This is a genomic window from Rhodococcus sp. UFZ-B548, assembly GCF_903819475.1.
GTDB lineage: Bacteria > Actinomycetota > Actinomycetes > Mycobacteriales > Mycobacteriaceae > Rhodococcus_F > Rhodococcus_F erythropolis.
The window spans coordinates 38,240-51,171 of record NZ_CAIJDS010000056.1; the positions used below are offsets into that span (position 1 = coordinate 38,240).

General features: G+C 61.6%; 12 protein-coding genes. 3 read left to right on the forward strand and 9 right to left on the reverse strand.

What is annotated here, in order from left to right; translation table 11 throughout:
* Window positions 1-56: 56 nt before the first annotated feature.
* The 8 genes from nagB to H7C86_RS31315 form a co-directional block, all read right to left on the reverse strand.
* Complete coding sequence (nagB, locus tag H7C86_RS31280) at window positions 57-836, reverse strand: glucosamine-6-phosphate deaminase (RefSeq protein ID WP_020968669.1); 780 nt, start codon at window positions 834-836, stop codon at window positions 57-59.
* On the reverse strand, window positions 837-1,754 hold the full coding sequence (murQ, locus tag H7C86_RS31285) for an N-acetylmuramic acid 6-phosphate etherase (protein ID WP_020968668.1): 918 nt from the start codon (window positions 1,752-1,754) through the stop codon (window positions 837-839). It lies immediately after the preceding gene.
* 71 nt (window positions 1,755-1,825) lie between these two features.
* Entirely contained in the window at window positions 1,826-2,701 is an 876-nt protein-coding gene (locus tag H7C86_RS31290; protein WP_042950990.1) for a MurR/RpiR family transcriptional regulator, read from the reverse strand.
* Window positions 2,698-3,891, reverse strand: coding sequence for an anhydro-N-acetylmuramic acid kinase (locus H7C86_RS31295; RefSeq protein ID WP_020906499.1), 1,194 nt, complete (start codon window positions 3,889-3,891; stop codon window positions 2,698-2,700). The genes H7C86_RS31290 and H7C86_RS31295 overlap by 4 nt, the downstream gene beginning before the upstream one ends.
* A gap of 46 nt (window positions 3,892-3,937) precedes the next feature.
* Window positions 3,938-5,269: an MFS transporter gene (locus H7C86_RS31300; protein ID WP_019747533.1), complete on the reverse strand. Its 1,332-nt coding sequence runs from the start codon at window positions 5,267-5,269 to the stop codon at window positions 3,938-3,940.
* Between the two features lie 104 nt (window positions 5,270-5,373).
* A complete protein-coding gene (locus tag H7C86_RS31305) occupies window positions 5,374-6,354 on the reverse strand; it encodes a linear amide C-N hydrolase (RefSeq protein ID WP_019747534.1) in 981 nt (326 codons plus the stop codon).
* 17 nt (window positions 6,355-6,371) lie between these two features.
* Window positions 6,372-8,279 carry an alkyl/aryl-sulfatase gene (locus H7C86_RS31310; RefSeq protein ID WP_020968666.1) on the reverse strand — a complete coding sequence of 636 codons (1,908 nt, stop codon included), beginning with the start codon at window positions 8,277-8,279 and terminating at the stop codon, window positions 6,372-6,374.
* 96 nt (window positions 8,280-8,375) lie between these two features.
* Entirely contained in the window at window positions 8,376-9,782 is a 1,407-nt protein-coding gene (locus tag H7C86_RS31315; RefSeq protein WP_060938363.1) for an MFS transporter, read from the reverse strand.
* 110 nt (window positions 9,783-9,892) lie between these two features.
* Between H7C86_RS31315 and H7C86_RS31320 the strand changes: the two genes are divergently transcribed.
* Window positions 9,893-10,495, forward strand: a complete 603-nt coding sequence (locus H7C86_RS31320; RefSeq protein WP_019747537.1) for a helix-turn-helix domain-containing protein — start codon at window positions 9,893-9,895, stop codon at window positions 10,493-10,495.
* On the opposite strand, the gene H7C86_RS31325 is transcribed toward H7C86_RS31320, so the two are convergent.
* A complete protein-coding gene (locus H7C86_RS31325; RefSeq protein ID WP_019747538.1) occupies window positions 10,492-11,271 on the reverse strand; it encodes an IclR family transcriptional regulator in 780 nt (259 codons plus the stop codon). The two genes, H7C86_RS31320 and H7C86_RS31325, sit on opposite strands and share 4 nt — an antisense overlap.
* A 167-nt stretch (window positions 11,272-11,438) precedes the next feature.
* Here H7C86_RS31325 and H7C86_RS31330 point away from each other — a divergent pair, with 167 nt between their 5' ends.
* Window positions 11,439-12,206 (forward strand): CoA transferase subunit A, encoded by a 768-nt coding sequence (locus tag H7C86_RS31330; protein ID WP_153211317.1) that lies wholly within the window; start codon window positions 11,439-11,441, stop codon window positions 12,204-12,206.
* Complete coding sequence (locus H7C86_RS31335) at window positions 12,203-12,865, forward strand: 3-oxoacid CoA-transferase subunit B (protein WP_020906493.1); 663 nt, start codon at window positions 12,203-12,205, stop codon at window positions 12,863-12,865. Before H7C86_RS31330 ends, H7C86_RS31335 begins: the two co-directional genes overlap by 4 nt.
* Window positions 12,866-12,932: the final 67 nt, after the last annotated feature.

A 12,932-nucleotide genomic window follows, 5' to 3' on the forward strand; every position in this document is an offset into this window, starting at 1 on the left:
ACTGCGCTGGAGATCAAGTCCGCTTTTCAAAAACCCGCTTTTCAGTAGCCCGCTTTTCAGTAACCCTGCTCGGCCGGCTTGTGCTCGGTTGTGTAGCGGTAGAAGTCCGCCAGTTGGAGTTCACCGGCCGCTGCCTCGTCGACGACGACTGTTACGTGCGGATGCAACTGAAGTACCGATGCCGGGCAGAACGCCGACACCGGACCTTCAATCGCAGCCCGGACCGCGGGGGCTTTGCGCGCCCCCTCCGCAATCAGCACAAGATGCTTTGCATCACTGATGGTTCCGAGACCCTGCGTGATCACGTGATGCGGCACATCGGCTGGGTCTGCGAAGAACCGCGCGTTGTCGGCGCGGGTCCTCTCGGTCAAGGTCTTCACTCGGGTACGCGATGTGAGTGAGGAGGACGGCTCGTTGAAGCCGATGTGCCCGTTGAGACCGATGCCGAGAATCTGCACGTCGATGGGACCGTTGTCGACTATGGCAGCGTCGTAACGCCGTGCAGCTTCACTGGGATCGGCGGCTCCCCCATCGGGGCTGAACACTCGCGCATTGTCGATGTCGAGGTGATCGACGAGTTCCGTGCGGATGGTGTGCGCGTAGGACTGCGGCTGATCGGGCGTGAGACCTACGTACTCGTCGAGAAGATACGCGCTCATCGCCGCGAACGACACTCCCGATTCTCGATGCCGCTTGATCAGCTCCCGATACGTGTGCAGCGGTGACGATCCCGTCGCGAGGCCGAGCGTCCGGGCTCCGTTTTCGATTGCGCCGCAAACGATGTCGGCAGCGATTCGCCCGCCGTCTTCCGGACTGGGAACTATGACGATTTCCATTCAGGCTTCCTCTCTGCTCTTGCCGGCTCCGACGATGGCTTCGCGTACGGAACCCGAAGCGCGATCCAACAATTCGGTTGCTTCGGCGAAGTCGCATTCGGCCAACAACATGACGACCGCTGCCTTCACATGACCGTCGGCATTCTCGATGGTCTCCGAAGCGATCTCGGTATCCACTCCGGTGGCTGCCGCGACGATCCGGTTTGCACGATCGACCAGTTTGGCGTTGGTAGGCCGAAGATCGACCATCAGGTTGTGAAACGCCTTGCCGGAACGGACCATGCTTGCCGTCGAAAGCATGTTGCACACCATCTTCTGTGCAGTCCCGGCCTTGAGCCTCGTCGATCCGGTGAGGATCTCGGGGCCGGTCTCCACTTCGATGGCCACTCCGGCGTGCGAACTCATTGCCGCATTTCGGTTGCACGAGACTGCCACGGTTGCGGCGCCGAGTGCGCGGGCATGATCAAGTCCCCCGATGACGTAGGGAGTACGACCACTCGCCGCCAGACCCACCACGACGTCCGTGGCGTTCAACGAGATTGCGTCGAGGTCGGCCCCAGCCGCTCGCGGATCGTCCTCTGCTCCCTCGACGGCGTTCAGAAACGCTCCCGGGCCACCGGCGATGATTCCGATCACCTCGCCTGGATCGGTCCCGAAAGTCGGAGGGCATTCCACCGCGTCGAGCACTCCCAGACGCCCACTGGTCCCAGCTCCCAGGTAGATCAGCCGACCACCTTGTGCCCGAGCGGTGACGATCGAATCGACTGCGGCTTCGATGGCCGGTAACACCGCCGCGACCGCGTCGGCCACGATTGCGTCCTGCTGGTTCATCACCGTCAGCAGATCCGACACCGACATGACGTCGAGATCGCGGGTGAGAGGGTTCGGTCTCTCGGTAGACAGCATGTCCAATTGCATTGTGGCGAGTCCTCCTCGATCAAATTTCACTACGACGACTCCTCGTCAGTAATCACAGCGACGACTCCTCGTCAGTGACGCTTCGAAGCAATGGCATCATGACTTCGTTGCAGCGCAGACAGGGCGCTCGGCAGCGAGTGCGCGACCATCGCAAAAATTGTGTCGACTACCAACAGCTGGCCGGTGCGGCTTGCCATTGCTGCCGACCGGAAACCGAATTCTCTACCGGCAGTGAGTAGAACGTGGTGTGACTGCACAGCGAGCGTCGACCGCGCCCCGCCGGTGATCGCGGCCGTCGACGCCCCGGTACGACGGGCAAGGGCAAGCGGTTCGACCACATCAGAAGTCTCGCCGGAATGCGAGATTCCCACTGCTATGTCGTCCGGCCCGAGCAAACTGGCGCTGACCATCGCCGCGTCTCGGTCGAGATGAACCCGGCAGTTGACGTCGATCCGCGAGAGCTTCAACGTGAGGTCTTGCGCGACGATGCCTGACGCGCCGATGCCGTACACCTCGACCCGGCGGGCGGATCGGATCCGCGACACCACTTCTTCGAGTGCAACAGGGTCAGTCAATTGTGCTGTGCCCTTAAGTTGTTCGGATTCGAACTCGGCGAGTTTGGCCATGACTTCACTGGCAGAGTCGGCGGCAACGATGTCCACACCGAGTGGAATCGAATCACTTGACGCGGAACCGCTGATGGCCGCCAATGCCAGACGAAGCTGGGGATACCCCTCGAAACCGAGCCTTTTGGCTGTGCGGACCACTGTCGCCGTACTTGTCGACGCTCGTTCGGCAAGATCGTTGACCGTCAGTGTGGACGCCAGGCTGGGGTCGGCTTCGATGATTTCGGCGATCCGCAGCTCGGCAGGTGAGAGGCTGCTCAGTGATGCGCGAATACGAGCAAGCAGGTCGACGGACGCCGGAGCACTCCGGTCCAAAGTCATAACGCCTCGATTCGCATCGTTTTCGGAGCTGACGGCACCGATGTGATTCTAGGCAGCCCACGGCTTCCTGGCGTCAAAGATCCGAGCACACTGGCGTGACGCGCACCGGTGCACGAAGCAATACTGCCGGGCAATCCGTGTGCGGTGAGGAAGCCGAGAACCGCGAAAGCCAATGCTTCCTTGATGTCGGAGGTGACTCCGAGTTCGTCCGAAGAGACAAGCGCGATGTCGCCCAGTTCGTCACGGAGCATCGCCATCAACGTCGGGTTCTTGGTGCCACCACCTGACACCACCACTTCGGTGGCCGCGAGTGCTTTGACGGAATCGGCGACGGTCCGGGCCGTCAGTGCAGTCAGAGTCGCGACGATGTCTGCCAGAGACAACGACTCGTAGCCCCGCAGAGCGGCGAGCAGATAGTCCCGATGAAACAATTCTTTGCCCGTGCTCTTGGGAGCGGGCTGCGTGTAATACGGTTCGCTCAGTAGATGTGCAAGCAGATCGACGTTCGGCGTGCCGGCTGCACCCAGAGCGCCACCGAGGTCGAACCACTGCTCCCCCGCAGTGAATTCGCTTACCGCCGCGTCGATCAGCGCATTTGCCGGGCCGGTGTCGAAGGCAATCGGTACTGCGGGACCATCTGCCGTCGTACCGCCGCCACCCGGAGCAGTGACGTTCGCGATGCCACCGAGATTGAGCGCGACGGAACCCGAAGTTCTTCCGTTGAGCCACAATACGTCGAACGCGCTGACCAATGGTGCACCCTGTCCACCCGTCGCCACGTCGCGAGAGCGCAGGTCCGACACGACGGTGCATCCGGTCTTCTCGGCTATCCAGGCCGGCTGCCCGAGTTGGAGAGTGCCCTTTACTTGCGCTCCTTCGACCCAGTGAAACATCGTCTGCCCATGTGAGGAGATCAATTCCGCACTGCCGCCACACAGTTCCGCGTTCGCCCGCGCAGCCACGGCCGCGAATGCCTGCCCGATCTCGGTGTCGAGTTGGCAGATCTGACCGACAGTGGTGGACGCAGGCGGTACCGCAGCGGCCACCGCTGCCCGCAACTCACCGGAATATGGTTCGCTGACCATCCCCAGTGGGGTCAGCACAAGAGTGTCCCCGTCGATCCGGATATCTGCTGCGGCAGCATCGATAGCGTCGTACGAAGTACCGGACATCAGGCCGATGACTCTCATGAAATTTCCCTTACTCGGATCGTTTCGGCATTCGGGCAAGCTGCGGTCAGTCGACGAGTGCCCGCTTGTGGGCATTTCCTCGCAAGGTACTCAAAGCGATCGCGCTGACGGCGCACGTTGCCATCACGAAGTAGGCCGGAATATCGAGATTGGAAGTTTCCTTGATCAGCCACGTGATTATCAGACCGGCGCAGCCCGAAAAGACCGCGTTGGACAGGGAGTATGCGAGTCCCAATCCGGTGTACCGGACCGAGGTGGGGAACATCTCGGAGAGCATGGCGGGTCCGGGTCCGGCGACAAGTCCCACTGCGGCGCCGGCGGCAAACACTGCAAATCCCTTGGCGGTCAGAGACGTCTGCTCATTCTGCAGGACGTTGAGCAGCGGCAACGCAAGGACCAAGATCAAAACGGTGCCGGTGAGCATGACCGCGCGTCTCCCGATGCGATCACTGAGCCCGCCCGCAAGCGGAATCGTCACTGCGAAGCCGGCATTGGCAAGTACCGAAGCAACCAGTGCCTGATGGAATGTCGCGTTGAGTGAACTCTGAAGATAAGTCGGCATCACGACGAGGAACGTGTAACCCGCCGCAGACCAACCCATCAACCGACCGATGCCGAGCAGGATCGCCCTGGCGGTCTCGCCGACGGTCGGCTGCACTACCGGCGTCGCCGCATCAACTGTCGGTTCGGACTGGACTGCGCGGGCACGCTCGAACGACGGCGTTTCTTCGAGTCGGAGCCTGAGCCACAGGGCGACCAGGCCCATCGGAAGTGCAAGGAGGAACGGGATGCGCCAGCCCCAGTCGTTGAGCTGACCGGAGTCGAGAACTGTCGCGAGGAGCGCCGCGATTCCGGCACCGGCGAGCAATCCGAGCGCGACCGTGAACGATTGCCACGACCCGTACAGTCCGCGTCGTCCCGGGGGCGCAAACTCGGTCATCACCGACACCGCGCCGCCGAACTCGCCTCCGGCCGACAGTCCCTGAAGGATCCGAAGAACCGTCAAGAGCAGCGGTGCCAGAATTCCGACGCTCTCGTAGGTGGGGAGCACACCGATCAGGGTCGTCGCACCCGACATCAGCAGAAGAACGATCACCAAGGTGGGGCGTCGGCCGATGCGGTCACCGAGTCGGCCGAACAGCGCGGCCCCCACTGGGCGGAAGAAGAAGGCCAGCGCAAACGACGCGTAGGTCTTGATCAGGCTTTCGAGGTCGCCGGAGCCGTCGGCGCTGAAGAAGTTCGACGCGATGATCGTCGCGAAGAACCCGTACACACCGAACTCGTACCACTCGATGAAATTTCCGACGGAGCCGGCGACGAGCGCCCTGCGCCGTTTGAGCTGCGCACCATCGTTCCGTGTCTGCACTGTGATGCCCATGCCGTCCTCCGTTGACGAAACCCGAATATGCAACAAAGTTTCATCTGAACGGAGTAGAAATGTCAAGAAGTTTCACAATTGGGTTTTCGTGGGTCCCCGAATCCCTACGCTCCTGCGAACGTGAATGCCTCCGCCCGTTCGAACTGGTCGGTGGAGTCTCCGGAGTAGACCGTGCTCTCGTTCGGGCCCAGCCCGAGCTTGCGGACGGGCGTCCCCTCCCCGAGATCCATCGACGCCACATCCACCCAGAACGTATTCGGGGTCATCGCGGACTCGAAGAAATAGAGCGCGCGTTTGTGATCGACCACCGTACGCCAGCGGGTCGACGAGATGTTGGGCTCGTCTGGAGTCGAAATACCCAGCGGCACCGAGACATTGCGAATGACACTGAACGTCGACGCCAACGCGGACCGCGGATCGTCCGTCTGCGGTATCGCATCCACGTAGAACGACGCGCGGGCGAATCTGTCAGCGGCACGGTTCGTTCCGGGCAGCATCACAGTCCCGTTGATCTGCTTCCAGTACTCGTTGACCGCGAGTTGCTGATCGAAGATCGGAGAATTTGTCATCACCTGGTACTCACGGCTGTGATGAATAGTCGCGCGTCCACCGACGTATTCGATGATCGCACTGTCTCCCCTGGCGTCCGAGAGTGACATGTGAAGGGTAGCGAGACGGTCTTCACCGGGAACAGCAGCAGTCACGACGGTGAACGGTTCCGCTGCCAAGACCTCGACTGCTTCCTGAACTGTCGCAAAACAATCCAGAACATACTGCGCCCACGCTGCGATGGACAGACCCGGAGTCGAGCCGTCGTATGCCGGGTACTCGGACTCGACCAACCACAAGAGATTTGCAGACAGTCCTGCCTCGTTGACCCCATCGGTTGTGCACATGTCGTAGGCCGTTGCGACAACACTTCCGTATTTCGACGTCCACTGAATCGAGTTCGGACCCGCGCAACCCTCGCGCGTCATGCCCCGCGGAAATGCCCAGAGATTGGTTCCGAGATCGACCTTCCAATCCATCGATCGAGCAGTGATCACAGTGTCGTTGGGCCCCAAGTAGACCAAGCGTGTACACATCGAAAACTATCCCTTCCTCACGGCGTGACGATATTGAAACTGGGATCGAAGGTATCCAGCAGCCCTCCCAATGTCTCCAGCGCCGATTCGTCTCCGGTGAGCGAAATCTTCCCGGCTTTGGCAAGTTCCGCAGCCGCGCCCGGTTGCAGAAGTGCGCCGATCAGTGCAGCTTTCGGCCCGGACACCGTCAGTTGCGTGTTCGACGCCGCTCCCCGGCGGGCATTGAGGACGCCGCGCCTGACCCAGGCCGTCCAGGTCTCGTCGTCGTGATCGGTGAACACGAAATCGATGTGGAGGTCGACGTCAGTTGCCTTGTCTCCGATGAGATGCACTGCTACGAAGTCGAACAAGATATCGATGGGCATCGCGAGGACGCTGTCTTCGCTCGCAGTGATGTACGGCGGGGGTTGCGAGCCCTCACGCAATTCCAACGCTGCCGAAAGGTAGATACCTCGCCACTGAGGTCCCTCGGCTTGATACCCCATCTGCTCGTAGACGTCAGCCTGAAGGTTCTTCGCCTCGGTGTTCTCCGGTTGAGCGAACACCAACTTGTGCAGGATCTCTGCCGCCCACCGGTAGTCTGCGGCGTCGAATGCTCGCTTACCCTCATCCAGGATCTTCTGCGCGCCAAGGAGATCGACGAACCTCTTCGCCGACTCGACCGGTGGATGTGGATGAAGCGTCACCGGATCGCCGTCCCACATTCCCAGCTCCTTGGTGTATACGGCACGCACGTCATGATGCAGAGTTCCGTGGTAACCGCGGTTGTGCCACTTGCGGCCGAGTTCCTCGGGTAGCTCGATCACCTCGGCAGCTTCGAGCGGCGTGTATCCCTTGTTCGCCAGCCGGAGCGCCTGGTCGTGAATGTATTTGTAGGTATCCCTTTGTGATTCGATGAAGCCAACGAGGTTCTCGTTGCCCCACACCGGCCATGTGTGCGGTCCGTAGTGAACCGCCGCGTCGTCGCCCCACCGTTCCAAAGTCTCGTCCAGGTATCGCGCGAAATTACGGGCATCGCGGGTACGCGCACCGCGCAGGGTCTGGATGTTGTGGAGTGAATGATTTGCGTTCTCCGCACACGTCAGTGCGGCGAGTTCGGGGATCCAGATGTGCATCTCCTCCGGAGCCTCGGTATCGGGTGCATAGAGGAATTCGAACTCCAGACCCGCAATTTCTCGCTTCGTTCCGGTTTCCGTGATGCCGTCGGTGGGGGAAATATACGAGATCTGAGGGCCTTTGGTGCTGAGCACGCCGATCCCGCACGAGACCGCCCCTTTCGGACCGAGGTCGAGCAATCCGCCGAAGGCATAGAACGACCGCCTCGCCATGGCATTGCCGGCGACAACATTCTCGCCGATTGCGAACTTGTCGAACGATGCGATCGTGCCCGGCGCGATGATCGGCACCTTTCCCGATGCAACGTCCTCGACGTCGATAATGCCTTTGACTCCGCCGTAGTGGTCGATATGGGTGTGCGTGTAGATGATCGCTGCAACCGGCTTGTCGCTGATGTGCTCGCGAATCATCTTCATGCCCTGGCGCGCTGATTCGACTCCCGCCATGCAGTCGATGATGATCAGGCCTTCGTCACCCTCGACGACCGTCAGGTTTGCGATGTCGTTGTTTCTCACCTGGTAGAGGCGATCCGTCACCTGGTAGAGCCCACCCCGGCGAATTACCTGACTCTGGCGCCACAAACTGGGATTGACGGTGTCCGGCGCCGGAACGTCGTCACCGATGTACGCCAATGCCTCGGGGTCGAAGACCACATGCCCGTCGTCGCCGAGAACATTGCCAGGCAACGGTGCGATCAAGCCACGATCCGCGTCGACAAAATCTTGCCGGTCATCCATGGCGTACCGCGTGACCGCTTCGCGGTTCACCGCCACGGTGGCCGGTGTTGCGTCCTTAGGTGTCTGGCACATGGCTCTCCCCGCTCGGATACGACGATCAGATACCCCATAATCTCTATCCGGCGGCAGCGGCGTTGGAATCACCCGCGCAGGGTGAACTCACGCTCCTCACCCCTTCGTCTTCTCGGAACCTCCCGACGCCAGGGCGATGACAAGAACCACGAGCCCACAGGCGACAACAAGGATCCAACCCGCTCTCGATGCCTCGGCGATGTCTGATTGTGCGCTGCCTGCGATCATGCCGCCGGCCAGCGCCACACCGAGAGCAGCGCCGAACTGCCTTGCACTGGAGGTGATCCCGCCGGCAAGGCCTGCCTGCGATCTCGGTAGTCCGTTGACGGCGGTGTTGGTGATCGGAGCATTCGAGAAACCGAAGCCGATACCGAGGAACAGGTACGCGACGAGCAACGTCGAAGTGCCTGTGCTGTTGTCGAGAGAGACCAGGCACAGTCCGCCGAGCGCGGTGAAGCTTCCGGCGATCAGCAACGGCAATCGTGCACCGAAGCGCCCGACGAGAATCCCCGACAACGGCGCACAGATGGTTGCCGCGACTGCCATCGGTAGTGTCATCGCGCCCGCGGCGGCGGGAGTCATTTCACGCGCCTGTTGAAGGTAGAAGGTGCCCAGAAGCAGCGTCGCGTTGAGAGCCACGAACACCACGATCGCGCCGAGGACTGCCGCGGTGAACGGCCGGTGCCGAAACAGCGAGGGGTCCATGAGCGGCTCGCTCTTTCTCGATTCGACGCGGACGAACGCTGCCAGCGCGGCAGCGACGGCGACGTAACCCGCGATTGCACCGGAGGCCAGCCACCCGATTCGTGGGCCTTCGATGAGCAGAGCCACGGATCCGCCCACGACGACCATCAGAAGCACCTGCCCCGGTAAGTCGAGACGTCGAGGTTGTTCAGCCCGGGACTGCGGTACGAACACCGCGGTCAGCATGAGAACGACTGCGATGACGGGCACATTGATCCAGAAAACGGATCTCCAGCCGAAGCTCTCGATGAGGACTCCGCCGACTATCGGTCCTGCTGCCATGCTCAGACCGAAGACCGCAGCCCACACGCCGATCGCCTTGGCTCGCTCCTTCGGGTCGGTCATCACGTTGACGACGATCGCCAGGGCCACCGGACTGAGCATCGACCCACCGACTCCCTGCGCGATCCTCGCCGCAATCAGCACTCCCACCGACGGGGCCAGCGCGCAGACGATCGACGCCACCCCGAAAACGACCAGTCCGATCTGGAAGATCCGCCTTCTACCGAACCTGTCGGCCAGGGCGCCGGACGAGATCAGCAAGCTCGCCAAGACGAGTGTGTACGCGTTGACGATCCATTCGAGACCAACGGTTCCGACGCCGAATCCCTCCCCGATCGCGGGGAGAGCGACGTTGACGATGGTCGTGTCCAACCCGACGACGAACAAGCTCGTGCAGCAGATGGCCAGAATGCCCCACCGGCGGCGTGCGTCAAGTCCGATCACTTTCGGTTCGTCGATCCCGCTCGAAGGTTTCATCTCGGACTCCATCTCTCGAAGTGTTCTGCCGTGCTCGCCAGTCGAAAGGATCGTCGCAACCCGGCCTGCAAAGCCGGTAAGAAATTTGCAGAAACTGCAAAGATGAGCGCATGGACGCCGAACTCGAGCAGTTGCTTACCGATATCGGGCCGAGACTGCGCACACTTCGTCGGGATCGCGATTTGACCCTTGAGGCCCTGTCCGACGCCACCGGCATCTCCGTCAGCGCACTGTCGCGACTCGAATCGGGTAAGCGTCGTCCCACCCTCGATCTGCTGTTACCGCTCGCGCGTGCTCACCGGGTCGCGCTGGACCAACTCGTCGGCGCTCCCGCCACGGGCGATCCTCGGGTCCATCTCACCCCGAGCCGACGCAAGAACGGCAGTGCCGTCGTTCCGTTGACGCGCTATCCGGGCCGGGTGCAGGTGTTCAAACAGGTGATCGGTCCACGTCCACCGAAGCTCGTCACCCACGCCGGCTACGAATGGCTCTACGTGCTCGCTGGGGATCTGCGTCTCATTCTGGGTACGAACGAGGTTGTCCTGCACCCCGGTGAAGTCGCGGAGTTCGACACCGCCGAGCCCCATTGGTTCGGGCCCGCCGATGAACAGGTCGTGGAGATCTTGCATCTGTTCGGCCCGCAGGGCGAAAAGGCGCACGTACGCACGAAGGCAAAAACTACTACTGCGCACGAACCGGTACCCGAAAGTTAGATCACTGCATGCGTTTTCAGTCGGTTCGACAGCGTATGAGCGTACTCGAGAAGTAGCGTTCCCAACTCGGCATGACGCGCGGGCCGAAAGCGGGTTTCCACTCCGGTCAGACTCAGCGCCCAGTCCGGGCGCCCGTTGCGGTCGAACACCGCGGCACCCATCCCCCAGCTTCCCTCGACGATGAGGGCTGGATTGACGGCATAGCCGGTGACACGCGTCGACTCGATTCGCTCGCGGATTGATGCCTCACTGTGGATCTCACCCCATTCCGACTCCAGATTCACTCGGGCGAAATAGTCGTCGACGTCCCGCGTCGGTAGGTGACTCAAGATGGCAAGCCCCGCCGACGCGACCCCCAACGGGAATCGCTTCCCCTCGTGCAGCACGTGAGATCGCAGCGGAAAACTGCCTTCCTGACTCAAGATGCAGACGGTCTCGTCGCCGCGACGTGCCGAGAGGAATGCACTCTCCCCCGTGACCCGGGCGAGGTCGTCGACGATGTCGCGAGCGCGGTCGGTGATGTCGTACCGATTTCCGGCCGCGGCGCCCAGGAGGTACAACTCCGGGCCGAGAGACCACCGACCGGTTCGTGCGTCACGGTCGACCAGTCCTTCGGCAGCCAAAGACGTGAGCAGTCGGTGCGCGGTGGGCCGAGCGAGGCCGGTGACCTTGCCCAATTCAGTGGTGGAAATGCCCGTTGGCTCAGAGGCGCCGAGGGCTCGCAGAAGTGCCGCCACCCGCGCGACCATGGCCGGTGATTGCTCGTGAGTAGGCATGAGTTCATCCTAGCGTCCATTCAGTGAACGAATTTTCTTCAGATGGTCAGCAGTCGATCAGTTCTGTGTTGATATTCAAGATCCCTTGAACCTGTGAACAGGAGATAGTTCACTGGATAGCGAAGTGAGTGAGTGTCTACTCAATGAACGCTTGGCAGGGAGAAAACATGACAGCAAAGGTGTACGAGTCCGCGGCGGACGCGGTCGCCGACATCGTCGACGGAGCAACGCTGGCCGTCGGCGGATTCGGTTTGTGCGGCATCCCCGACGTATTGATCGACGCGATCGCAGCAACGAGTGCAACCGACCTCGAGGTGTTCTCCAACAACTGCGGCGTCGACGATCACGGTCTCGGAATCTTGCTGAGCGCCGGACGTATCCGACGGGTGACCGCGTCGTACGTCGGTGAGAACAAGGAGTTCGCCCGGCAGTACCTGGCCGGCGAACTCGAAGTGGAACTGACGCCGCAGGGCACGCTCGCCGAGCGTCTGCGCGCCGGCGGAACCGGAATCCCCGCATTCTTCACACCGGCCGGAGTGGGTAGCCCCATCTCCGACGGCGGAATGCCCTGGCGCTACGACGCCGACGGCTCGATCGCTATTGCATCGCCTCCGAAGGAGACTCGCGTCTTCGGAACCAAGCGTTACGTGATGGAAGAGGCGATCAACGCCGACTACGCACTCGTGCACGCTGTTCTCGGTGACACCGACGGCAACCTCGTGTTCGACAAGACCGCGATGAACTTCAACCCGCTCGCCGCGATGGCGGGACGGGTCACCATTGCTCAGGTGGAACGTCTGGTCGAGCCCGGTGAAATCGACCCGGCATCGGTACACCTGCCCGGAGTCTTCGTGCAGAGAATTGTGCACACCGGCCCTCAGAACAAGCGAATCGAAAAGCGAACCGTCAGCGCTTCGGAAGGAACCTCACGATGACCGCACCAGTGACAGTGACGGGTTGGACGCGCCAGCAGATGGCAGCGCGGGCGGCTGCAGAGATGATCGACGGCGAGTACGTCAATCTCGGAATCGGTCTTCCCACACTGATTCCCGGATACCTGGGCTCGGACGTTCGTGTGGTCCTGCACTCGGAGAACGGAATTCTCGGTACCGGACCGTATCCCACCGAGGACAACGTCGATCCTGACCTCATCAACGCCGGCAAGGAGACCGTGACCGTCAATCCCGGTGCGGCATATTTTGATTCGGCCCTCTCGTTCGGGATGATCCGCGGCGGCCACATCGACACCGCCGTTCTCGGCGGCATGCAGGTGTCGAAGACGGGTGACCTCGCAAACTGGATGGTCCCCGGCAAGATGGTCAAGGGAATGGGCGGCGCAATGGACCTCGTCCACGGTGCCCGGCGTGTCATCGTCGTCATGGAGCACAACGACCGCGACGGCAACCCCAAGATCGTCGACGCATGCACCCTGCCCCTGACCGGCCAGGGCGTGGTGAATCGGATCATCACCAACCTAGCCGTCATCGATGTGAGCGACGAAGGCCCACTCGTCCTGCGTGAACTGGCCCCCGATGTCAGCGTCGAAGACGTTGTTGCCGCGACCGGCACCGAACTGAAAGTTGAACTGGCATGACCGACACGACCACTGTGATTGTTGCGGGAGCTCGTACCCCGATGGGTCGACTCCTCGGATCGTTGAA

Excerpts from the sequence above, each read along its gene's own strand:
- nagB (WP_020968669.1), bottom strand. The coding sequence starts at position 836 with ATGGAAATCGTCATAGTTCCCAGTCCGGAAGACGGCGGGCGAATCGCT.
- murQ (WP_020968668.1), bottom strand. The coding sequence starts at position 1,754 with ATGCAATTGGACATGCTGTCTACCGAGAGACCGAACCCTCTCACCCGC.
- H7C86_RS31290 (WP_042950990.1), bottom strand. The coding sequence starts at position 2,701 with ATGACTTTGGACCGGAGTGCTCCGGCGTCCGTCGACCTGCTTGCTCGT.
- H7C86_RS31295 (WP_020906499.1), bottom strand. The coding sequence starts at position 3,891 with ATGAGAGTCATCGGCCTGATGTCCGGTACTTCGTACGACGCTATCGAT.
- H7C86_RS31300 (WP_019747533.1), bottom strand. The coding sequence starts at position 5,269 with ATGGGCATCACAGTGCAGACACGGAACGATGGTGCGCAGCTCAAACGG.
- H7C86_RS31305 (WP_019747534.1), bottom strand. The coding sequence starts at position 6,354 with ATGTGTACACGCTTGGTCTACTTGGGGCCCAACGACACTGTGATCACT.
- H7C86_RS31310 (WP_020968666.1), bottom strand. The coding sequence starts at position 8,279 with ATGTGCCAGACACCTAAGGACGCAACACCGGCCACCGTGGCGGTGAAC.
- H7C86_RS31315 (WP_060938363.1), bottom strand. The coding sequence starts at position 9,782 with ATGAAACCTTCGAGCGGGATCGACGAACCGAAAGTGATCGGACTTGAC.
- H7C86_RS31320 (WP_019747537.1), top strand. The coding sequence starts at position 9,893 with ATGGACGCCGAACTCGAGCAGTTGCTTACCGATATCGGGCCGAGACTG.
- H7C86_RS31325 (WP_019747538.1), bottom strand. The coding sequence starts at position 11,271 with ATGCCTACTCACGAGCAATCACCGGCCATGGTCGCGCGGGTGGCGGCA.
- H7C86_RS31330 (WP_153211317.1), top strand. The coding sequence starts at position 11,439 with ATGACAGCAAAGGTGTACGAGTCCGCGGCGGACGCGGTCGCCGACATC.
- H7C86_RS31335 (WP_020906493.1), top strand. The coding sequence starts at position 12,203 with ATGACCGCACCAGTGACAGTGACGGGTTGGACGCGCCAGCAGATGGCA.